Source organism: Bradyrhizobium sp. WSM2254 (genome assembly GCF_000472645.1).
Classification (GTDB): Bacteria; Pseudomonadota; Alphaproteobacteria; order Rhizobiales; family Xanthobacteraceae; genus Bradyrhizobium; species Bradyrhizobium niftali.
This window is the reverse complement of the sequence record NZ_AXAB01000061.1, coordinates 25,615-45,430: the sequence shown is the minus strand read 5'-3', so window position 1 is coordinate 45,430 and position 19,816 is coordinate 25,615. Positions and strand designations below refer to the sequence as shown.

At 64.9% G+C, this 19,816-nt stretch carries 21 protein-coding genes and 1 pseudogene; 12 read left to right on the top strand and 10 right to left on the bottom strand.

Features of this window, described 5'->3' with window-relative positions; all coding sequences use genetic code 11:
* Positions 1 to 200 (bottom strand): helix-turn-helix domain-containing protein (locus A3M7_RS47580; RefSeq protein ID WP_156937065.1); only part of this gene is annotated, 200 nt, incomplete at its 3' end.
* Positions 201 to 503: 303 nt separating this feature from the next.
* On the opposite strand from A3M7_RS47580, the gene A3M7_RS0134470 reads away from it, so the two are divergent.
* On the top strand, positions 504 to 1,934 hold the full coding sequence (locus A3M7_RS0134470; protein WP_027547994.1) for an aldehyde dehydrogenase family protein: 1,431 nt from the start codon (positions 504 to 506) through the stop codon (positions 1,932 to 1,934).
* A 188-nt stretch (positions 1,935 to 2,122) separates the two neighbouring features.
* Here the strand turns inward: A3M7_RS0134470 and A3M7_RS0134465 are convergent, their stop codons facing one another.
* A complete protein-coding gene (locus tag A3M7_RS0134465; RefSeq protein WP_027547993.1) occupies positions 2,123 to 3,091 on the bottom strand; it encodes an SMP-30/gluconolactonase/LRE family protein in 969 nt (322 codons plus the stop codon).
* A gap of 91 nt (positions 3,092 to 3,182) precedes the next feature.
* Between A3M7_RS0134465 and A3M7_RS0134460 the strand changes: the two genes are divergently transcribed.
* On the top strand, positions 3,183 to 4,007 hold the full coding sequence (locus A3M7_RS0134460) for an NAD(P)-dependent oxidoreductase (RefSeq protein WP_027547992.1): 825 nt from the start codon (positions 3,183 to 3,185) through the stop codon (positions 4,005 to 4,007).
* Positions 4,008 to 4,626: 619 nt separating this feature from the next.
* Positions 4,627 to 5,367 (top strand): hypothetical protein, encoded by a 741-nt coding sequence (locus A3M7_RS0134455; RefSeq protein WP_245284384.1) that lies wholly within the window; start codon positions 4,627 to 4,629, stop codon positions 5,365 to 5,367.
* A 46-nt stretch (positions 5,368 to 5,413) separates the two neighbouring features.
* On the opposite strand, the gene A3M7_RS50845 is transcribed toward A3M7_RS0134455, so the two are convergent.
* The 3 genes and pseudogenes from A3M7_RS50845 to A3M7_RS50835 form a co-directional block, all read right to left on the bottom strand.
* The gene (locus A3M7_RS50845; protein WP_245284383.1) at positions 5,414 to 5,626 is read right to left on the bottom strand and encodes a hypothetical protein; all 213 of its coding nucleotides are present in this window, start codon (positions 5,624 to 5,626) and stop codon (positions 5,414 to 5,416) included.
* Positions 5,627 to 5,632: 6 nt separating this feature from the next.
* Complete coding sequence (locus tag A3M7_RS50840) at positions 5,633 to 5,869, bottom strand: transglutaminase family protein (RefSeq protein WP_245284382.1); 237 nt, start codon at positions 5,867 to 5,869, stop codon at positions 5,633 to 5,635.
* A 269-nt stretch (positions 5,870 to 6,138) separates the two neighbouring features.
* Positions 6,139 to 6,318 (bottom strand): annotated as a pseudogene (locus tag A3M7_RS50835) (transglutaminase N-terminal domain-containing protein); the annotation flags it as partial.
* Between the two features lie 193 nt (positions 6,319 to 6,511).
* Between A3M7_RS50835 and A3M7_RS0134445 the strand changes: the two are divergent.
* Together A3M7_RS0134445 and A3M7_RS0134440 are read left to right on the top strand one after the other, a co-directional pair.
* On the top strand, positions 6,512 to 6,775 hold the full coding sequence (locus tag A3M7_RS0134445) for a GlsB/YeaQ/YmgE family stress response membrane protein (protein ID WP_027547990.1): 264 nt from the start codon (positions 6,512 to 6,514) through the stop codon (positions 6,773 to 6,775).
* 72 nt (positions 6,776 to 6,847) lie between these two features.
* Entirely contained in the window at positions 6,848 to 7,234 is a 387-nt protein-coding gene (locus A3M7_RS0134440; RefSeq protein ID WP_198033866.1) for a hypothetical protein, read from the top strand.
* A gap of 26 nt (positions 7,235 to 7,260) precedes the next feature.
* On the opposite strand, the gene A3M7_RS0134435 is transcribed toward A3M7_RS0134440, so the two are convergent.
* Complete coding sequence (locus tag A3M7_RS0134435; protein ID WP_027547988.1) at positions 7,261 to 7,941, bottom strand: GntR family transcriptional regulator; 681 nt, start codon at positions 7,939 to 7,941, stop codon at positions 7,261 to 7,263.
* Positions 7,942 to 8,114: 173 nt separating this feature from the next.
* On the opposite strand from A3M7_RS0134435, the gene A3M7_RS0134430 reads away from it, so the two are divergent.
* The 4 genes from A3M7_RS0134430 to A3M7_RS0134415 all read left to right on the top strand — a co-directional run bounded on the left by A3M7_RS0134430 (position 8,115) and on the right by A3M7_RS0134415 (position 12,971).
* The gene (locus A3M7_RS0134430) at positions 8,115 to 9,833 is read left to right on the top strand and encodes an IlvD/Edd family dehydratase (RefSeq protein ID WP_027547987.1); all 1,719 of its coding nucleotides are present in this window, start codon (positions 8,115 to 8,117) and stop codon (positions 9,831 to 9,833) included.
* A gap of 61 nt (positions 9,834 to 9,894) precedes the next feature.
* A complete protein-coding gene (locus A3M7_RS0134425) occupies positions 9,895 to 10,902 on the top strand; it encodes a TRAP transporter substrate-binding protein (RefSeq protein WP_027547986.1) in 1,008 nt (335 codons plus the stop codon).
* A 153-nt stretch (positions 10,903 to 11,055) separates the two neighbouring features.
* Positions 11,056 to 11,634 (top strand): TRAP transporter small permease, encoded by a 579-nt coding sequence (locus A3M7_RS0134420; protein WP_027547985.1) that lies wholly within the window; start codon positions 11,056 to 11,058, stop codon positions 11,632 to 11,634.
* Positions 11,631 to 12,971 (top strand): TRAP transporter large permease, encoded by a 1,341-nt coding sequence (locus A3M7_RS0134415; RefSeq protein WP_027547984.1) that lies wholly within the window; start codon positions 11,631 to 11,633, stop codon positions 12,969 to 12,971. The genes A3M7_RS0134420 and A3M7_RS0134415 overlap by 4 nt, the downstream gene beginning before the upstream one ends.
* On the opposite strand, the gene A3M7_RS0134410 is transcribed toward A3M7_RS0134415, so the two are convergent.
* The gene (locus A3M7_RS0134410) at positions 12,931 to 13,539 is read right to left on the bottom strand and encodes a histidine phosphatase family protein (RefSeq protein WP_027547983.1); all 609 of its coding nucleotides are present in this window, start codon (positions 13,537 to 13,539) and stop codon (positions 12,931 to 12,933) included. The genes A3M7_RS0134415 and A3M7_RS0134410 overlap by 41 nt on opposite strands.
* On the bottom strand, positions 13,536 to 14,330 hold the full coding sequence (locus A3M7_RS0134405; protein WP_027547982.1) for an enoyl-CoA hydratase/isomerase family protein: 795 nt from the start codon (positions 14,328 to 14,330) through the stop codon (positions 13,536 to 13,538). Before A3M7_RS0134405 ends, A3M7_RS0134410 begins: the two co-directional genes overlap by 4 nt.
* Before the next feature lie 226 nt (positions 14,331 to 14,556).
* On the opposite strand from A3M7_RS0134405, the gene A3M7_RS0134400 reads away from it, so the two are divergent.
* The gene (locus A3M7_RS0134400) at positions 14,557 to 15,777 is read left to right on the top strand and encodes an NAD(P)/FAD-dependent oxidoreductase (RefSeq protein WP_027547981.1); all 1,221 of its coding nucleotides are present in this window, start codon (positions 14,557 to 14,559) and stop codon (positions 15,775 to 15,777) included.
* Between the two features lie 160 nt (positions 15,778 to 15,937).
* Here A3M7_RS0134400 and A3M7_RS0134395 read toward each other — a convergent pair whose 3' ends face one another.
* Both A3M7_RS0134395 and A3M7_RS0134390 read right to left on the bottom strand, forming a co-directional pair.
* A complete protein-coding gene (locus A3M7_RS0134395; protein WP_027547980.1) occupies positions 15,938 to 16,846 on the bottom strand; it encodes a ribokinase in 909 nt (302 codons plus the stop codon).
* 18 nt (positions 16,847 to 16,864) lie between these two features.
* Positions 16,865 to 17,758 carry a sugar kinase gene (locus A3M7_RS0134390; protein WP_027547979.1) on the bottom strand — a complete coding sequence of 298 codons (894 nt, stop codon included), beginning with the start codon at positions 17,756 to 17,758 and terminating at the stop codon, positions 16,865 to 16,867.
* Positions 17,759 to 17,982: 224 nt separating this feature from the next.
* Here A3M7_RS0134390 and A3M7_RS0134385 point away from each other — a divergent pair, with 224 nt between their 5' ends.
* Both A3M7_RS0134385 and A3M7_RS0134380 read left to right on the top strand, forming a co-directional pair.
* Positions 17,983 to 18,831, top strand: coding sequence for a VOC family protein (locus A3M7_RS0134385; protein WP_027547978.1), 849 nt, complete (start codon positions 17,983 to 17,985; stop codon positions 18,829 to 18,831).
* 247 nt (positions 18,832 to 19,078) lie between these two features.
* A complete protein-coding gene (locus A3M7_RS0134380) occupies positions 19,079 to 19,738 on the top strand; it encodes a TetR/AcrR family transcriptional regulator (protein ID WP_027547977.1) in 660 nt (219 codons plus the stop codon).
* Positions 19,739 to 19,816 lie beyond the last annotated feature (78 nt).

The window sequence follows — 19,816 nt, the reverse complement described above, 5'->3', positions numbered from 1 at the left end:
CGCCGCGCCCGGGTCTGCTGCTGAGCATAGCTTGGCTTGTAGCCGACCTGCCTGCCACGGTTCCGCCTCAGCTCCCGAGAGATCGTTGATGGCGGGCGATCCAAAGCTGCCGCGATTTGCCCGACCGAGTTGCCATTGGCCGAAAGGCGGGCAATCTCGCATCGATCGTCAAGGGAGAGCTGTTTGTAAGTCCGCCCCATGGNAACACCTCCAGTTGGAAGTGTTGCACTTCGTTTGTGAACTCAGGGGACCCATACGCCGCGGCAGTGATTGTAGGCGACGGGCGGTCGATGCCTGAGCAAGCCAACCAAGGTTGGTGGTAATGGGTCGTGGCTTTCGCCAGGACGACGTCGGTTGCCACCTTGCCTCGTTCCCGCCATCGGCTCATATACCCTCCGTCCGCCGCAACGCTGGCCCCGCATATGGCGGGTTCAATTGCCGGCGCTTTCGTGCAAGGATGCCTGCCGAAACGCCCCCACCATGCCCCCAAGAAGAGGTTAACGATGGTCAATCGCATGCAATTCTACATCGACGGCGCCTGGGTCGATCCCGCCGTCAAGAAGTCCACCGCCGTGGTCAATCCGGCGACGGAAGAGGCGATGTACGAGGTTGCGCTCGGCTCCAAGGCCGATGTCGACAAGGCCGTTGCCGCCGCCAAGCGCGCCTTTGCAACGTTCTCCCAGACCAGCCGCGAGGAGCGCGTCGCGCTGCTCACCAAAGTCATCGAGATCTACAAGGGCCGCCTCAAGGAGATCGGCGCTGCCGTCTCCGACGAGATGGGCGCGCCGCTGCCGATGGCGGAGAAGCTGCAGGCCGGCGCCGGCCTTGGCCATCTCATGACCACGCTCGACGTGCTCAAGAACTATCATTTCGAGGAGCCGGTCGGCACCGCCATGGTGCTGCGCGAGCCGATCGGCGTGGTCGGCATGATCACGCCCTGGAACTGGCCACTCAACCAGATCGCCTGCAAGGTCGCGCCCGCGCTCGCCGCCGGCTGCACCATGATCCTGAAGCCGTCGGAGTTCACCCCGACCTCGGCGCTGATCTTTGCGGAAATCCTCCATGAAGCCGGCGTGCCGAAGGGCGTGTTCAACCTCGTCAACGGCCTCGGCCCCGAGGTCGGCGCCGCCATGAGCGAGCATCCCGACATCGACATGATCTCGTTCACCGGTTCGACCCGCGCCGGCATCGACGTTGCCAAGCGCGCCGCGCCGACCGTGAAGCGCGTCAGCCAGGAGCTCGGCGGCAAATCGCCGAACGTCATCCTCGAAGGCGCCGACCTGACCAAGGCGGTGACCGGCGGCGTGATGCACATGTTCAACAACTCCGGCCAGTCCTGCAACGCGCCCTCGCGCATGATCGTGCCGGCCTCGAAGATGAAGGAAGTCGCCGCGATCGCGAAGGCGGTCGCCGACAAGACCAAGGCGGGCGATCCGCGTGCCGACGGCACCACCATCGGCCCCGTGGTCAACCGCGGCCAGTGGGACAAGATCCAGGGCCTCATCAAGAAGGGCATCGACGAGGGCGCAACGCTCGTCGCCGGCGGCCCGGGCCTGCCCGAGGGCGTCAACAAGGGCTTCTACGTCCGTCCGACCATCTTCGCCGACGTCACCCCTGAGATGACGATCGCCCGTGAAGAAATCTTCGGGCCGGTGCTGACCATCATCGGCGCCAAGGACGAGTCTGAGGCCGTGCAGATCGCCAACGACACGCCGTATGGTCTCGCGGGCTATGTCTCGGGCGCTTCGGTTGAGGACGCCAAGCGCGTCGGCCGGCAGATCCGCGCCGGCAACGTCAACCTCCAGGGCGTGCCCAACGACCGCACCGCGCCGTTCGGCGGCTACAAGCAGTCCGGCAACGGCCGCGAGTGGGGCAAGTACGGCCTCGAGGACTTCCTCGAGGTGAAGGCCGTCGCCGGCTTCAACGCGGCGTAAGCTCTATCGCTTGAACGAGAACATAACGCCGGAGCGGGAAACCGCTCCGGCGTTTTTTCGTCGCGTCATTCCGGGGCGTCGCGAAGCGACGAGCCCTGAATCCATTTGGCAGCGGACTCTGCGCACGATGGATTCCGGGTTCGCGCCGAAGACGGCGCGCCCCGGAATGACGGAGGAGAGAGGAGCGCCTATCCCCCCACCGCGCCCTGCGTGTTCACATACAGCGCGTAGATCGACTGGCTCGCCGCCATGAACAGGCGGTTGCGCTTGACGCCGCCGAAGCAGAGATTGGCGCAGCGCTCGGGCAGGGCGATGCGGCCGATCATGACGCCGTCGGGTGCGAACACAACGACGCCGTCGAGTTCGGGATCGCCCATGCCCCAGCCGCACCAGAGATTGCCGTCGATATCGCAGCGCATGCCGTCAGGCGTGCCGGAACCTGCGTCGATGAAGACGCGCTTGTTGGAGATGGTGGTGCCGTCCGCCGAGACGTCATAGGCGAGGATCTTGCGGTTCGGCACCCCGCGCGATTCCACGACATAGAGGATTGTCTCGTCCGGCGAGAAGCACAGCCCGTTCGGCCCCAGCACGCCCTCGGCGACGATGGTCGCCTTGCCCGTTGCGGGATCGTATCGGTAGACGTTCGGGTCGATCTCCGGCTCCGCCTTGTAGCCCTCGTAATTGCCGAGCAGGCCGAAGGTCGGATCGGTGAACCAGACGGAGCCGTCGGACTTCACCACGACGTCGTTCGGCGAGTTCAGCCGCTTGCCGCCAAAGGAATCCATCAGCACGGTGATGCTGCCGTCGTATTCGGTGCGCACCACGCGGCGGCCGCCATGCTCGCAGGTGACGAGCCGGCCCTGGCGGTCGCGCGTGTTGCCGTTGGCGAAATTGGAGGGCTTGCGGAACACCGAGACCGCGCCGGTCTCCTCCTCCCATTTGATGATGCGCTGGTTCGGGATGTCGCTGCAGAGCAGATACCGCCCGTCGCCGAACCAGACCGGCCCTTCGGCCCAGCGCAGGCCGGTGGCCAGACGTTCCACGGCGGAAAGCTTCAGCCAGTATTTTTCGAAGCGGGGATCGAGTGCTTTTATCGCCGGATCGGGGTAATACGTCGCCGGCCGCCAGCCTTGAGTGTGGGACGATGCATCGTTCATGTGCAGGTCTCGTTGTTGCGTTCCCTCTGTCCAAGTCTGCTAGCATCAGTTATCTACGGCCGCAAATCGGTCACCACAGGCGAGGGAAGACATGCCGCGTATTTTGATGACGGGAGCTTCGGGCGGAATCGGCACGAGCCTGCGAAAGCTGTTGCCGCCGATCTATCCGGATCTCCTGCTCTCCGACATCAAGCCGCCCGCCGATCTCGGCGCGAACGAAAAGTTCAAAGCGGCGGATCTCGCCGATCTCGCGCAGTGCGAGGCGATCTGCGAGGGCGTCGACGGCATCATCCATTTCGGCGGCTATTCGGTCGAAGGCCCCTGGAACGACATCCTCCAGGCTAACATCATCGGCGGCTACAATCTGTTCGAGGCCGCCTACCGCAAGGGCGTCAAGCGCGTGGTGTTCGCCTCGTCCAACCACGCCGTCGGCTTCTATCCGCGCCATCACAAGATCGGCACCGACGTCACCCCGCGCCCCGACGGCCGCTACGGCGTCAGCAAGGTGTTCGGTGAAGCGGTCGGCGCGCTCTACGCCGACAAGCACGGCCTGAAGGTGACGTGCCTTCGCATCGGCAATTTCGGCGACATGCCGCTCGACCAGCGCCGGCTCTCGATCTGGCTGAAGCCCGACGACCTCGTGCAGCTCTGCCGCATCGGGCTCGAACATCCCGGCATCCATTTCGAGGTCTTCTACGGCGCCTCCCTGAACGAGCGCGCCTGGTGGGACAACCACCGCGCCTACGAATTCGGTTACCGCCCGACCGGCCGCTCCGAGGATCACGTGGCGCACGCGATGGCGGAGCAAGCCAAGCTGAAGCCGGATCCGATCGGCGACCACTACCAGGGCGGCGCGTTCTGCAGCAACGAGTTCGACGGCGATGCGAGCCGCATCATCGACTGGACCAAGCGGTAGCGTCGATGCTCGCAGGAACGTACCTGCGCTTCGCCGGCTCCGCTTTCCGGAGCCGGCAGAGGTTCGCTTGTGCAGCAGGTCTGAAGGGCCCTTGCGACTAACGTCTGCGTCCACACCGTAGAGTTCCGGATTTCCGTTTTTGGAAATAGGCGTTCTATTGTCGGAACATGTGAGCGTTTCTTCTATGCATTGCCTTACGCGGAAGTGACCGCCTTTTCATTCCAGCGATTGTGGAAGCAAGATGCGCAAGATAGTTTTGTCGGGGGCCGCGGTGTTGACGGTCGTCCTCGTCGCAGCAGCCTCCTGGCCAACGCCACGCCCAGATGTCGGGCAATTCGGAGATAGCGTCTACGAATCCATCTGGTTCTGGCGCATCCCGGCCTACGCCTACAATCCTGCCTGGCGTGTGCGCTGGATGTGGAGCGATCCGCTTCACGCACAGGCAAGATGCTGCCGGATCTCGACGCAGCCAGTGTCCGAACCGGGCTCGCAGGTTCCTCCAGCTGATAAGGTTGTCGCGCGCTTGGCAGGCAAGTAGAAGGGGCGCGCGTCAGTTCCTCTTTGGAGGTGTCCGGCTACGTTGCGCGCTGCGGCCGGGTGGCGCACATGGTTCCGGAGATTGTTTGCATTTCTCTCAAATAAGTTCCTTGCTTTAAGCTTAACCAGAAACCTAATCCTCGATTTACAGCCGCAATCTACAGTTTACCTTGTTCTTGAATCGGCAATTCAAGGACGCCAAACAATGCGCCGCTTAGCGCTCAACACGTGGCTCGTTATTGTTCTGGCGGCATCCAGTTTCAGTGCGCGTGCCGACGAGAACAAGTCTGATGGCGGCAGCTCGGCGTCGCTTGCTCCCCGCGCCAGGATCGAATGTTCGCTCAAGCGCAAGCCCGGTGAACCCCTCGATCCCCCGTCGACGGCCGCCATTCCCGGTTCCGAATCGTTCGTTGCGAGCGAGCATTTCAGGGAAGACATTGCGCCGACCGCGGCTGTCAAGATTTCGTGGCTTGGGGCCACCTTTGCGCGCCGGTTCGCCGTGAAAGTCGAAGCCACGGACGCTACGTCTCTGCAGACTCATGTTCTGAATAAATCCTCGAGTGCCGTGCAAATCCTCGGTGAGCTGGGCCCACGCGCCGAGAGCAAGCTTGCCGATATCTGGTGTCTCCTGAAGCAGCAGGCCAACGGCGAAAGCGGGGCGCTGCAGACCAGCTCCGTTCCGAACCTCTTCTTCGTCCGTGACGGCGCGGGCGATCTTGGCGTGGTTGACGCCCTGTGGGGTGGCGCGGGCTGGGAGATCGGGGCCAGTCCAGTCGGAAGCCAGCGGCCGTGGACTCCTGGCACGCGCGTCTTCTCTCACTGACTGGCCCTCGCCCGGCCTTGGGACGTTTGAACGCAGCGCCTGTGGCCTATCCCTCCGAAGGATCGAGCATTTCGCCGAGCTTGTGAACGGCAACATTGATCGACATGCCGAGGTAGTCGCCGGAATCGCCGTACCACGAGCCGGCCAGCGGCACGGCCTGCCCCGGGTGCCGCGCTATGGCCACCGGGATGAGGTCGAAGCCGGCGCTCAGCCTGTTGGTTGGATCGTAATCGAGCCAGCCGGCGCCGGGCAGGAACACCTGCACTCATGCATGGGTGGCGCCGGAGCCGGTCATCCCCACGGCGCCGCCATCGAGCGCTGCATCATAGAGATAGCCGCTGACGAAGCGCGCGGCAAAGCCGAGGCGGCGCAACGTCTCGATCATGAGCCAGGCGAAGTCCCGGCAGGTGCCGGATTTCGTGCGCAGCGTCTCGACAGGGGACTGGGTGCCTTCCGCGTCTCTCCCGCGATAGCTGAAGTCGCTGCGAAACGTGCCCAGCATCCGGCGCAGCAGGTCGGCAGTCCGGTCCTGATCGCCGGCAACGAAGCTTTTGGTCCATGCCGCATGGCTGCCGTCTGGATCGTCGGCATGCGGACGCAGGTATCCTGCAAGATCGGTCCATCGTCCGGCGTATACTGCACGGGGATTTCCTCGGCCCGCGGCTCCAGCGGAAACGTCTCCAGCCCCTTGATGCCGAAATAGATGCCGCGAACCTTGAAGGTGAATGTCAACTCGCTGCCGGGCTCGCTGAAGTCCATCACGGTGACGGCATTGGAGCGGGAGTCGGTGACCCAATGCACCTTTGACGGCAGGCTGGTCGAGGCGGACCAGCGAAGCAGCCGGGTCGAGGACCCACGCCGCGGCAGGAACATGGCCCGGTGCGTGCCGAACGTCACCGGCTTTGCATAGCGATAGGTCGTCGTGTGCGTAATCTCGCCGATGATCGCCATGCATCATTCCGCTTCGCGTTGCGGGCTCGTTGAGCGCCGTCTCACACAGGAAGAGCGGTCTCCAGCTTTCGGCTCGGCTGCTTTGGCCCATTGATCTAGATCAACGTCATTCCCGGCATCGTCTGGCCCATCAAGCGATCACGCATTCCTTCAGACGTTTGACATTTCGAATTGACCGAATGGAGCGATGGACATGGGCATCCTTTGGACGATCATCATCGGATTTCTCGTCGGACTGCTTGCGAGGTTCATCATGCCCGGCGATAAGTCCGAGCCCAAAGGGTTCATTTTGACCACGGTGCTGGGAATTGTCGGCGCCTTCGTTGCGACCTGGCTCGGCCAGGCCGTGGGATGGTACCGGTTCGGGGAGGGCGCCGGCTTCATCGGAAGCGTGGTCGGTGCAATCATCCTTCTGTTTCTGTACGGCCTTTTCATGGGTCGTCAGGGGCGCGCCTGAGCAATCCAAATGTTCTGCCGCGTGGTGACCGCAAGCAACACGATCGTGGAAATCGTGCTGACAGTCGTCGCGATGCTCGCGATGATCCTATCAGGACCGGCGCAAGCCGCCATGCTCAGCGATGCCGAAGCGATGTTCCTCGACCAGCTCGTCACCGCATCCGTAGTGCTGGAGCAACGATGCGACGGTTACGAGGTTGATGGTGCCGGCGGCGTTCAACTCGGCGCCCGGCTGCTCGGCAGTCCTGAGGCCGCGATGGCCATGATCGACGCCTATGCTGCGGCCATCAAGGCCCGTGATGGCGAGAGCTACGATCCCGGCAAATTCCGTCCCGAAGTGTTCGAGGCGGCGCGCAAGGCGTTCAGGCGGGTGCGGACGGATTTGATCAAGAACCCGAAAAGGGCCTGCGCCGATTATGGCGAGACCAGCGTGGAGCAAGGACTGCTGAGGCGGTATTGAGCTGCGCGCGGCTGCCATACCGGGGCTTAAGTTGTCTCCCCCGCAATCCGCGCCAGATAATCCGACTTGCTGAACTGCATGTGATCGACGCAGAGTTGCGCCAGCGCCCAGCTGTCGCGGCCCTTCAACAGCTCGATCATCAGTTCGTGCTGGCGCCGCGACTGTGCGAGGCCCTCGCGGTCGGCGAGGTTCTTGGCACGCATCGGCAGCGTCAGGTTCATGTAGTCCTGGAGCGAGCGCACCAGATAGGGATTGCCGCAGGCGGAAAACAGCGCGAGGTGGAAGGCGTCGTTGGCCTCGTGGATGCCGCGCAGATCCTGCATGTCCGCCTTCGCGCAATATTGCCGCTGTAGCGCGGTCAGCTCGTCGATCAGGCCTTGCGGTGCGGGCAGGGGGATCATCAGCGCCGCCTGCCGGGTCAGCATCTCGCGGACCTCGTAGATCTGCCGGACCTCGTCAGCCGAATAGAACCGCACGGTGGCGCCGACATTCTTCTCGCGGCGAACGATGCCGCGCCGCTCGGCATCCACCAGCGCCTGCCGCACGAAGTGCCGCGAGGTGCCGTAAGCCGACATCAGCGCGTCCTCGGTCAGGCGCGCGCCCGGCGCGAGCCGGCCGAAGATGATGTCCTCCTCCAGCCGCGCGACCACGTCGTCCGGATCGTCGCGCCGGACCGTCATGCTGTCTGCGGTGTGATTCTCGGGCATCCCCTCGGCCTCCGGCCCGTGCCGGTCTGTCCTGTGGAGCAGGGAAGGCTCAGATTGTCAATAATCCGGTCGTTTGGCGGTGCGACAATCCAGAAACTGCCAGATGGACGCCTATCTTATTGACAATCGAGGGGCAGACTGTACGACAATGGCAAGGTGAATGGAGTGGCATGATGACGAGTGGCTTGCGCAAGGGTCTGACGAGCTATGGCGATGCCGGCTTCTCGCTGTTCCTGCGCAAGGCATTCATCAAGGCCATGGGCTATTCCGACGACGCGCTGGAGCGCCCGATCGTCGGCATCACCAACACCTATAGCGACTACAATCCCTGCCACGGCAACGTGCCCCAGATCATCGAGGCCGCGAAACGCGGCGTGATGCTGTCGGGCGCGATGCCGTTCGTGTTTCCGACCATCTCGATCGCCGAGAGCTTCGCGCACCCGACCTCGATGTACCTGCGCAATTTGATGGCGATGGACACCGAGGAGATGATCCGGGCGCAGCCGATGGATTCGGTGATCGTGATCGGCGGCTGCGACAAGACGCTGCCGGCGCAGGTGATGGCGGCGATCAGCGCCGACCTGCCGACCGTGGTCATCCCCGTTGGCCCCATGGTGGTCGGCCATCACAAGGGCGAGGTGCTGGGCGCCTGCACCGACTGCCGCCGGCTGTGGGCGAAATATCGCGCCGGCGACATCGACGACGCCGAGATCGAGGCGGTCAACGGCCGTCTTGCGCCGTCGGTCGGCACCTGCATGGTGATGGGCACGGCCTCCACCATGGCCTGCATGATCGAAGCCATGGGCCTGTCGCTGCCGATGAGCGCGACGATCCCGGCGCCGCATGCCGAACGTTTCCGTCTTGCGGAAGCGAGCGGCAGGGTTGCGGCCGAGATGGCCAAGACCAAGGGGCCGAAGCCGAGCGAATTGCTGACGCCGGCGTCGTTCAAGAACGCGCAGGTCGTGCTCCAGGCGATCGGCGGCTCGACCAACGGCCTGATCCATCTGACGGCGATGGCGCATCGCTCGCCGCACCGGCTCGATCTCGAAGTCTTCGACCAGATCGGCCGCGAGGTGCCGGTGCTGGTCGATCTCAAGCCGTCGGGCGAGCACTACATGGAGCATTTCCATCACGCCGGCGGGGTGCCGAAGCTGCTGGCGCAGCTCGGCGATCTGGTCGATCTCGACGCGAAGACCATCACCGGTCAGACGCTGCGCGATATCGCGGCGAATGCGGAAGACGTGCCCGGCCAGGACGCGATCCGTCCGCGCGACAATCCGATCAAGAAGGAAGGCGGCCTCGCCGTTCTGCACGGCAATCTCGCCCCGCGCGGCGCGGTCATCAAGCAATCCGCCGCAAGCCCGAAGCTGCTGCAGCATACGGGACGGGCGGTGGTGTTCGAATCCGTCGAGGACATGACCTTGCGGGTCGACGATCCCGATCTCGACGTGACCGCCGACGACGTGCTGGTGCTGCGCAACGCCGGCCCGAAGGGCGCGCCGGGCATGCCCGAGGCGGGCTATCTGCCGATCCCGAAGAAGCTCGCGCGCGGCGGCACCAAGGACATGGTGCGCATTTCCGATGCGCGCATGAGCGGCACGGCGTTCGGCACCATCGTGCTGCACATCACGCCGGAATCCGTCGTCGGCGGGCCGCTGGCGCTGGTGAAGAACGGCGACATGATCCGGCTCGATGTCGCCAAGCGCAGCATCGAGCTGCTGGTCGATGCCGCCGAGCTGGAGCAGCGGCGCGCGGCATTAAAACCGGCGGCGGCGCCCGAGGAGGCGCGGCGCGGCTACGCCTGGCTGTTCAACGAGACCATTATGCAGGCCGACGAGGGCTGCGATTTCGATTTCATGCAGAGGACTGGGAAGCAGACCGAGAAGGGGTGACCAACCACCCGAACGAACGCCCAGACCGCTCAAGCGGCGGGCGATAAAACAGGGGGAAACGATGATTGCACGATCCATGCCGAGATTCTTACATGGGTTGGCGGTTCTGTCCGCCATGCTGTTCGTCACCGGGGCCGGGGCACAGGAGGTGAAGCATTATCGCTTCGCCTACGACCAGCCGCGCAACACCGGCTATTCGATCGCGGGCGACCTCTTTGCCGACAAGCTCAAGGAATTGAGCAAGGGCACCATGATCATCGACCAGTATCCCGGCGCGCAGCTCGGGCAGGAGCCGCAGGTGCTCCAGCTCGTGAAAGCCGGCGACGTCGAATTCGCGATCATCTCCTCGGCCAACACCGCGACGATCTCGCCGCAGGCCGGCGTGATGTCGCTGCACTTCCTGTTCCGCGACGAGAACCACGTGGTCAAGGGGCTCGCCGATCCCCGCGTGTTCGAAGCGCTCAAGACCATGATCGACGAGACCACGCAGGGCCTGCACGTGATCGCGACCGGCTCGCAGGGCGTACGCCACATGTACAGCAGGCGGGAAATCCACAATGTCGGCGACGTCAAGGGCCTGAAGGTCCGCGTCCAGGCGACCGCGACCGAAGACCTGATGTTCCCGGCCTATGGCGCCCAGACCGTGCACATGCCGTTCGGCAGCGTCTATACTTCGCTGCAGACCGGCGTGGTCGACGTCGCCGAGAACAGCATCAACGTCTACCTCGTCAACAAGCACTACGAGGTCGCGCCGGTCCTCAACATCACCGAGCACGAAGCCAACAACGCGCTCGTGTTCATCTCCGACAAGCTCTGGCAGGGCCTGTCGGCGGAGCAGAAGGGGTGGGTGCAGGCGGCGGCCAACGAGATCAGCACCAAGGAACCGCAGAAGGCGTTCGACCTCGAGCGCACCGCGGCCGACAAGCTGAAGAAGATGGGCGTCAAGATTGTCGACAACGTCGACAAGAAGAGTTTTACGACGATCGCCGATCCCTATCTCGACAAGCTCGCCAAGGAGCTCGGCCCGCATGCCGAGAAGATCAAGAATTTGATCCGGTCGATCAACTAGGTCGCCCGCGCAGGCGCCCCCACGAGTCGTCCCGGCGAAGGCCGGGACCCATACTCCGCGGCGGTGCTTTGGGCAGGATGGCTGTCAGCTCGCTTTAATCATAACGGCCTGGGGTTATGGGTCCCGGCCTTCGCCGGGACGACGGGAGCAACAATGGCCATCGCCGACAAACTGCTCGTTCAGCGCCAACGCCACCTGAAATGGCGCGGGCTCGACTGGCTCGAGCTTGCGCTGATGATTCTCTGCGGCGTGCTGTGCTTCGGCTTCTCGCTGTCGGTCACCGCCGACATCGTCACCCGCACCATCGGCCATCCCTGGCTGTGGCTTCAGGAAGTCACCTCGACGCTGTTCATCTACGCGATCTTCGTCGGCACGGCGGCCGCGACGCGGCGCAACGATCACCTCTATCTCACCGCGATCTCCGAGGCGATGCATGGAACGCCGCGGCTGATCGTCGAAGTCATCATCCGCCTGGTCGTGCTCGGCGTCGCCTTCTGCCTGATCTGGTACGGCTACCAGAACTATCTGCGCGGCTTCGGTAGTTTTCGCCTGCCGTCGGGCACGCCGATCGCTTCGCTCTATGCGATCATCCCGCTCTCGGGCGTGCTGATCGGCCTCTTCACCATCGAGCAGCTCGTCAACGGCCTGCGCAACGGCTTTGACCATCCCGAGCCGCCCGACGAGGACGCAGCGCCCGTCGTTACCGACGTACAAATGAGGGCGCAGCCGTGAGCGCACCTGTCGTCTTGTCGTTGATGACGTTCTGCTTCCTCTTCTTCGGCTATCTCGGCGTGCCCGTGCCGTTCTCGCTGATGGCCGGCGTCTTCATCGGCGCGATCCTGTCCGACGTCTCGCTCGCCGCCATCATCCAGAAGATCTTCGACGGCGTCGATTCCGAGGCGCTGCTGGCGATCCCGTTCTTCCTGCTGGTCGGCGAGCTCATGAGCTCGGCCAATGTGGTGGTGCGGATCGCGAACCTGTCGGTGTCGCTGGTCGGGCATATCAGGGGCGGGCTGTCGCAGGTGGTCGTCGTCTTCAGCATGTTCTTCTCGGAGATGTCGGGCTCGACCACGGCCGACGTCGCGGTGATGAGCCGCGCGCTGGGTGGCCCGATGAAGCGCGAGGGCTACGAGCCCGCCTTCATCGCCGCGATCATCGCATCCGCCTCGACGATCGCAGCGCTGGTGCCGCCGAGCATCACGGCGGTGGTTTATGGCGCCGTCGGCAACGTCTCGATCGCCGGCCTGTTCATGGCGGGCGTCGTGCCGGGTCTGATGATCGGCTTCGGCCTGATGATCTACTGCTATTTCTTCGGCCCTTCCGGCTTGCGCAAGCCGCGCGCGCCGCTGCGGCAAGTGGTGTTCGCGGCGGGCGATGCGGCCCTGCCGCTGATGATCCCGGTGATCCTGCTCGGCGGCATCCTGACCGGCTGGTTCACGCCCACCGAGGCCGGCGTCGTCGCCGTGGTCTGGATCGTCCTTGTGGTCATCCCCGCGCTCAACCGCGGCCACTTCAGGAAGATCCCCTATGATTTCTGCCTCGCCGGGCTGATCTTCTCGCTGCCGCTGATCACCATCGGCGCCGCCAACGCCTTCGGCTGGATGCTCGCTTACTTGCGCGGCGCGAGCTACATCGCAGAAGTGATCACCTCGATCGCGGGTCATGATCCGCACCTGATCATGCTGCTGATGGTGCTGCTGTTCACCGTGGTCGGCGACTTCATCGAGCCGGTGCCGACCATCATCATCTTCATGCCGCTGGTCAACACGCTGACGGAGGCGGGCGACATCAATGCCGTGCATATGGGCGTGGTGCTGATCGCCACGCTCGCCTTCGGCCTGATCACGCCGCCTTATGGCCTGGTGCTGCTGATGGCCTCGAAATTCGTCGGCATCAGCTTTGCCAAGGCCTTGCGCGCCGCGTTGCCGATCTATGTGGTGTTCCTGGGGACGATCGCGTTCGCGATCTATTTCCCGAGCGTCGTGCTGTGGCTGCCGCGGCACGTGCTTCCGGAGTCGGTCGGCTGCTTCAAGTCGCCGGCGGGGACGGGCTATATCTGCCCGCAATAGCGACCTGCTCGATCCGCCATTGCGCCTGCTCGCGCACGTAACGGAACGGCGTGCCGTGGCTGTTCTTGAAATAGCTGCCGCACAGCGCGTTTGCCATGCCCTGCATCACGGCGTCGTGGCAGACGAACAGCAGATTGTCGTCGGGGTGGCGGTCGAGCCAAGCGGAGACGCAAGCCAGCGACCGTTCGGTCATGGCGTCCCAGCTCTCGCCATCGGCCGGCAGGATCGAGACGAGGCCCGTCGCCGAGTTGACACCGTGCTTGATCATGAGGTCGCGAACGGGGAGGCCTTCGAAGCTACCGAAGTCGAACTCGATGATGCCGTCGTCGATCGCGAGCGGCACCGAGATCGCAGCCGCGATGATCTCGGCCGTTCGCGACGCGCGGACCAGGGGGCTTGCGACGATGCGGCTGATGCCGGCGCCGCGCAGCATGTCCACGGCCTCATGCGCTTGCCGCAGACCGTCCTCGTTCAGCGGATTGTCGGTGCGGCCCTGGAAGCGTCCCTCGCGATTCCAGTCGGTCGCGCCGTGACGAAGGCCGTAGAACGCGCGTGCCGGTACGGTCACTTCGACTTGCTCGTGAATTTCTTCACGGCGAGCAGAAACTCCTCCGTATTCATCGCCAAGACGATCCTGTGCTCCTCAGCGTCGAGCTGCTGTTTCACCGGCGTCGTGGCAGCCTGGTAGACCAGCGACTTGGTGCCGGCGATCGCGGCAGGCGGGTTCTGCGCGAGACGCTCGGCGAGCTGCCGCGTCGCCGCCTTCAGCCCGGTCGCGGGAACGATTTTGGCGACCAGGCCCCATTCGTGGGCCTGCTGCGCGGTAAAATTGTCCTCGGACAGGAAGATCTGGAGCGCGCGGCGGGCTCCGACCGTGCCGACGATGCCGACCGTCGAGCCGCCGTCCGGCGACACCCCGATCTTGGCATAGGCCGGCGTGAACTTGGCGTCCTCCGCGGCGATGCAGAGATCGGTGACGAAGGCGAGGCCCATGCCGGCGCCGGCGGCCGAGCCATGGACGCTGGACAGCGACAGTTTCGGCATGCGCCGGATGGTCTCGATGAAGGCGTGATAATGCTTGAGCAGCTCGCCGACGACCGGCGTCACCGTGCCCGCTTCGGCCGCAGCTCCAATCGTCTGCAAATCGCCGCCGGCCGAGAAGGCGCGGCCTTCGCCCTCGATCACCACGACCCTGATGGCATCGTCGCCTTCGAGATAGGACGCGAGCTGTTCGAGCTTTTGTGCAATCGCCAGGTCGATCGAGTTGAACGCGGCAGGGCGGTTGAGCGTGATGGTCGCGATCGGACCGTCGATCCGCAGCAGGGCGGGATCATCGGGGTGGGAGGTGGGAGCTGGCATTGGAAATCCCCGGCATGAGGTGGTTCGTGCGACTAAATCGCAGAAGGCGAGGGGAGACAATCCCCGCGCGCCGCCCTTGCGCTGGGCGAAACGATAGGCTCAAATAGGGCCGCCTTTGTTGAGGGACGGACACGAGCGCCGGCTCCTCCTAGGCTAGCCAAGCCAATATCAGCGTGAGAGGAGACGACATGGGTCACGCTCGTGTCTCCGGAAGTGGGCTGTTCCAATGACTGGCGGTCCGGTGATCATTGTCGGCGCCGGCCATGGTGGCTACCAGGTCGCGGCATCCCTGCGGCAGGCCGGTTTTTCCGATCGCGTCTGCCTGATCAATGACGAGGCGCACATGCCTTATCAGCGGCCGCCCTTGTCCAAGGCCTACATCAAGGGGTCCGCCGGACCGGAGAGCCTGATGTTCCGGCCGGAGAAATTCTATGCGGACCAGAAGATCGAGCTGATCGCCGGCCGCGCGGTGTCGATCGACCGCGCCGGGCGCAAGGTCCTCCTCGCCTCGGGTGAGACGCTTCCCTACGGCCACCTCGTGCTGGCGACAGGAGCGCGCAACCGGCTGCTCGATCTGCCCAACGCCAACCTGCCCGATGTCAAATATCTGCGCATCCTCGACGACAGCGAGGCGCTGCGAAAGATCATGGCGTCGAAGACGCGGGTGGTGGTGATCGGCGCCGGCTTCATCGGCCTGGAATTCGCGGCGACGGCCCGGATCAAAGGGCTGGAGGTCGACGTGCTCGAACTCGCCCCGCGCGTGATGGCGCGCGCGGTGACGGCGGAGGTGTCGGAGTATTTTCAGGCGCGGCATCGCGAGGCCGGCATCCGCATTCATCTCGGCGTGCAGGCAACCTCCATCGAGGCCGAGGGCGGCAAGGTCACCGGCGTCTCCTTGAGCGACGGCAGGCATCTGCCCGCCGACCTCGTCGTGGTCGGCGTCGGCGTGCTGCCGAACATCGAGCTCGCGGCCGAGGCGGGGCTGCCGGTCGCAGCCGGCATCATCGTCGACGAATATCTCGCGACGGCCGATCCCGACATCTCGGCGATCGGGGATTGCGCGCTGTTCGCAAGCCCGCGCTTCGGCGGATCGCTGCGGCTGGAATCGGTGCAGAACGCCACCGACCACGCCCGCTGCCTCGCGGCGCGGCTGACCGGCGACAGCAAGCCTTACGATAGCCATCCCTGGTTCTGGAGCGATCAGGGTGACGACAAGCTCCAGATCGCGGGCCTCACCACCGGCTACGACCGCGTCGTTCTGCGCGGCGACCCCGCCAGGAAGGCGTTCTCGGCGTTCTGCTACAGGGGCGACAGACTGGTCGGCATCGAGTCCATCAACCGCGCCGGCGATCACATGTTCGGCCGCAGATTGCAGGGCATGGACCGCTCGATCACCCCGGAGCAGGCCGCAGATGAGAGCTTTGACCTGAAGAGCGCGCTGGCGTGAGGTTGCTCCCTCTCCCCGCGCGCGGGGAGAGGGTCGGAGTGAGGGGGGCTCTCCGCAGGGGCGGTGACAGTCGGACTCGCGGAGACTCCCCCTCACCCGGAATTTGCTCTCGCAAATTCCGGCCTCTCCCCGCAAGCGGGGAGAGGCGAAAGGAAGCACTCTACATCACCGCCGCCACTTCCGCGGCCGTCGGCATCGACGGCCCGGCACCCATGCGCTGCACGCTGATCGAGGCCGCGGCGTTGGCGAAGGCGAGCGCCGTGCGCAGGGGAACTTCGTCGGCGAGTTGCGCCGCCAGCGCGCCGACGAAGCAATCGCCGGCGCCCGTGGTGTCGACCGCCTTCACCACGCGGCCCGGCACTGAAAATTCCTCCTGGCCGGCGAGGGCGAGCACGCCGCGCTTGCCGAGCGTGACGCAGATGGTCTGGTCCGCGCGCGCCTGAAGCTGCCGCGCCACGTCGATGATCCGCGCGGCCTCGTCGCTGTCGGCGAGCTCGGTGCCGGCGAGGAAGCCGAGCTCGGTCTCGTTGAGCACGAGGATGTCGACGAGCTCAAGCAGCTCGCGGCCGAATTTCTGCGCCGGCGCCGGGTTGAGCAGCGTCGTCGCCTCCGCCGCCCGCGCCCGCCGGAAGAAGGCGGCAATCGTGGGGAGCGGAATCTCGAACTGGCTGACGGCGACATCGCCTTTGACAAGCGGGACGATACTGACGTCATCCGCGCTGACCAGCGCATTGCTGCCGGGAATAACGACGATGGTGTTGTCGGCCGCCGCGACCGTGATGATGGCGGTGCCGGTGTGCGCCTGCGCCGTCTCCTGGAGATATCCGAGATCGATGCCCTGACCGCCGAGGAAGGCCTTCAGCTCGGCGCCGAATGAATCCTTGCCCAGGCGGCCGATCAGCGTGGTCCGCGCGCCGAGCCGCGCGGCCGCGACGGCCTGGTTGGCGCCCTTGCCGCCGGGGAAATACAGCACCTGTTGGCCGGCGACGGTTTCGCCGACCTTTGGATGGCGGTCGGCCGTCGCCACCACATCCATGTTGATGCTTCCGGCGACGTAGACGCGCCCCATTTTGAACCTCTCCGAAGACTAGGCTTTGACCTCGAACTCGTGCCTGACCTTGGCGATGTCGACAAGGGTCGGCAGGCCGGCCTCGTTGCCGAGGCGCTGGATCTTGAAGGTCGAGGCGGCGCGGGCGAAGTCGAAATGCTCGCGCCAGCTTTTGCCGGGATGGGCGAGGTAGGAATAGACATAGGCGCCGTGGAAGACGTCGCCGGCGCCATTGGTGTCGATCACGCGCTCGCGCGGGATCGGCATCGCCGGCATGATCTCGACCGTGCCCGTCTCGTTGTACCAGAGCAGGCCCTTCTCACCCATGGTGACGCCGCCGATCTTGCAGCCGCGGCTCTTCAGGTAGTCCAGCATCTTCTCAGGCGTCAGGTCCATCTGCTCGCATAGCCGCTCGGCGACGATCGCGACGTCGATGAATTCCAGCAGCTCGTGCGTGTTGGTGCGCAGGCCGCCGCCGTCGAGCGAGGTCAGGATGCCGGCCTCGCGGCAAACCTTGGCATAGTGGATCGCGGCGTCCGGCTGGTGGCCGTCGATATGGAGCGCGCGGCAATTGCCGAGATTGAGGATCGGAAAGGGATGGATGTGGGAATCGTCGCGGCAGCGGACGATGGCGCGCTTGCCGTCCTTGGGCATGATGAAGGACAGCGAAGACTGGTTCACTTTTCGCGCATGCAGCGAGATCGCGTATTTCGCGCACATGTCCTGGAACATGCGCCCCAGCCAGTCATTGGCCGCCGTGGCGATCAGATCGGGCACGATGCCGAGCTTGGCGCAGCAGAACGCCGCCGTGACCGCGTTGCCGCCGAAGGACACTGCGTAGTCCGAGGCCACGTGCTTCTCGTCGCCGGTCGGCATGTGGTCGGTGATGAAGACGACGTCGATATAGGTCTGTCCGATAAAGAGAGCCTGCATTGCTTGTCCGTGATGCGCTGGGTGGTCCCGGCCGGCTGCTTACCTTAGCACCGCTTCGGCGGGAGCCAAAAACATTCGCAGAGCCAAAATATTTGCAGAGTCATGGCGATAGGCGCTTGAGGTCAGTATGGGGCCGGAATACGACCGTGGCAGGGCCAGCGTTGCCCGGGCAGAACCGACGCCCCCAGGACGCTCGGTTCCGGCCCCGTCGGGAGGGAGGGAGCATGATCACCGGCCTCGATCACGTCGTCGCTCTGGTGCGGGATATCGGTGCGGCCAAGGCGGCGTATCAGACGCTCCTGGGACGCGCGCCGGCCTGGCAGAATTCCGGCGAGGGCGCCGACCGGGTGCTGTTCACCCTCGAGAACATGACGATCGAATTGATGGCGCCGAGCGGCTTCAGCGTCACCGCCGACCGGATGCGCGCGCTGCTCGACGACCAAGAGGGCGTGCTCGCCAGCCTGTGCTTTCGTGTCGCAGACATGAGCCGGATGCACCGGCGGCTGGAGCGGGTGGCGCTCAAGCCCGATCCGGTCGCCGAGGTCGAAAGCAGCGACGCTGTCACCGAGGCCGTCCTGCACTGGAAACGCACGCGCGCCGCCACGGAACTCACGCGCGGCGTGCGCATGTTCTTCCTCGAGCTTGCAGAGGAACGCCCCCGATCGGTCGCGACCGACATCGCGCCGATCGACGCGCTCGACCACGTCGTGATCACCACCGAGGATTCCGAGCGTGCCGCCGCGCTCTATGGCGCGCGGCTCGGGCTTGATCTCGCGCTCGACCGCTCGCACCAGGACTGGGGCCAGCTCATGTTCTTCCGCTGCGGCGACCTCATCGTCGAGGTGGTGCGCCGTCCCGTGGCGGGCGGCGATTCCGCGCATGACCGTCTCTGGGGCCTGAGCTGGCGGGTCGCCGACATCGACGCCACGCGCGCCCGCCTGATCGCCGCCGGCCTCGACGTCACCGAGGTGCGCAACGGCCGCAAGCCGGGCACGCGGATCATGACGGTGCGGAACGGCACCTGCGGGATCCAGACGGTGCTCCTGGAGCGCTCGCCGAAGCCGGTGGATTAGAGCCGCCTCTCTCTCCTCCGTCATTCCGGGGCGTCGCGGAGCGGCGAGCCCGGAATCCATTCATCCACGTACCCCGCTGCACGATGGATTCCGGGCTCGCGCCCAAGAGGGCGCGCCCCGGAATGACGAAACGTTCTCAAACCCGCGCGCGCGTGTTACAGGACATCCTGGCAGCACCCAGCGAGCAACCGGTTTGGCGAAGGCGAAGGCAAAGCGAAATCTGAGATGGCAGCGCGATCCCGAGGGGATGCGGCTGCGTATTCTCGAAGCCGCCAAGCAGGAGTTTTCCGCCCACGGGCTTGCCGGGGCGCGCGTCGACCGCATCGCGGCCAAGGCCGGCGCCAACAAGCGCATGCTGTACTACCACGTCGGCAACAAGGACGAGCTCTATCTCGCGGTGCTCGAAGGCGCCTATGACAAGATCCGCAGCGAGGAGCGCGGGCTCGATCTCGAACATCTCGATCCGCCCGAGGCGATCCGCCGCCTGATCGAATTCACGTGGGGCTATTTCCTGCGCAACCCCGAGTTCCTCTCGCTGCTCCAGACCGAGAACCTCGCGCGCGCAAAGCACCTGAAGCGCTCGACCAAGGTCAAGTCGATGCACTCGCCCTTCGTCGAGATGATCGGCACCGTGGTGCGGCGCGGCGTCGAGAGCGGCGACTTCCAGGTCGCGGTCGATCCGGTGCAGCTCTACATCTCGATCGCGGCGCTCAGCTTCTTCTATCTCTCGAACTCGGCGACGCTGAGCGTGATCTTCGGCCGCGATCTGCTGGCCAAGGAGGCCAAGGACGAGCGGCTCGCGCACATGGCGGGCCTCGTGCTCGCCGCGCTGACGGGGCGGTCGGTGGATCTGCTGCAGATCGTCAATACCCCGAAGAAGCGCGCGGGCGTGGTGCAGACGGCGTAGAGCTGCGGCTTCGCCGCTTCGCTTGACCCGATATCCCTCCCCATCGTCGTCCCGGCGAAGGCCGGGACCCATACCGCG